The organism is Mesorhizobium sp. M7A.F.Ca.US.006.04.2.1 (assembly GCF_004022915.1).
GTDB lineage: Bacteria > Pseudomonadota > Alphaproteobacteria > Rhizobiales > Rhizobiaceae > Mesorhizobium > Mesorhizobium ciceri.
In genome coordinates this window covers 1-1,258 of record NZ_RZQA01001243.1, presented here as the reverse complement: position 1 = coordinate 1,258, position 1,258 = coordinate 1, and the positions used below count along the sequence as shown (strand labels likewise).

Sequence of the window (1,258 nt, the reverse complement as noted above, 5' to 3'; positions counted from 1 at the left end):
GCGTTCCCGGCCTGACCGTCGCCGTCTTCGCCATTTCGGCCGGGCTGGCCGGGCTTGCCGGCGCCGTCGACATCATCGGCGTCCAGGGCAATGTCCGCGCCGACTGGAATCCCGCCTACGGGCTTGCCGTAATACCCGCCGTGTTTCTCGCCCGAATGAACGGCTTTGCAGCCATCGGCTTCGTGTTCCTGCTTTCGGTGCTTTCGATCGGCGGCGAGAGCGCGGCGCGCCGGCTCGGCGTGCCCAATCATTTCACGCTGGTGCTGGTTTCCATCGTGCTGATTGTGCTCGCGCTCGCCGAATATTTCGATCACCGATACAACCAGTCGCGGAGGGCCTAGGGCATGACCGGGCTCTTCAGCGAGGTCTTTCTCAGCGCGCTGCTGTTCGGCGCCGTCACCGCAGCGATCCCGCTGCTGCTTGCCGGGCTCGGCGAGCAGATCTCCGAGAAGGCTGGCGTGCTCAATATCGGCATCGAAGGCATGATGCTGGCCGGCGCCTATCTCGGCTTTGTCGGCGCTTTCTATTCCGGGTCGCTGTGGCTGGGCTTTCTCACCGGCGCCGCCGGGGGTGCTGCGGTGGCGCTTGTCATGGCGCTGCTTTGCGTGCGCATCGGGCTCAACCAGATCGTCATCGGCATCGCGCTGACCTTGGGGCTGGAAGGCCTGACGGCGCTGCTCCACCATTTCCAGTTCTCGCGCAGCTATCCGCGCCTGCCGGCGGCGGATGCGACTGTCATTCCGCTGCTTTCGGACCTTCCGGTCATCGGGCCTGCATTCTTCAAGCATCATCTGATCGTCTATCTGGCGGTCGCGCTGGTTTTCGGCATGGGCTACATCTACCGGCGCACGCAGCTGGGCCTCAATTTGCAGGCGGCAGGCGACAAGCCGGCCGCGCTCGATGTCGCCGGCATCGATGTCGTGCGGACCCGCACCATCGCCGTGCTGACGACCGGAGCGCTGGCCGGGCTCGGCGGCGCGTATCTCGCCAATGTCGGGGCCGGCCTGTTCATTCCGTTCATCACCAATGGCGCGGGCTTTCTCGGCATCGTGCTGGCCATGCTGGCGCGCGGTCGCCCGATCTGGGTGCTGTTCGGCGCGTTGCTGTTCGGTGTCTGCCTGTCGCTGACGACGGCCATGCAAGTGGCCGGCATCAACATACCGACCGACATCATCCAGATGCTGCCGTTCCTGGCGGTGATGATCATGCTGGTGCTGTTCGGCCGGCGCGCCAGCCTGCCGGCCGAACAGCACCAGCA

Annotated in this window: 1 protein-coding gene and 1 pseudogene; both read left to right on the top strand. The window is 65.5% G+C overall.

Features of this window, described 5'->3' with window-relative positions; genetic code table 11:
* Positions 1-341, top strand: a pseudogene (locus EN925_RS36245) (ABC transporter permease); the annotation flags it as partial.
* Positions 342-344: 3 nt separating this feature from the next.
* Positions 345-1,258 (top strand): ABC transporter permease (locus EN925_RS36240; protein ID WP_164894674.1); only part of this gene is annotated, 914 nt, incomplete at its 3' end.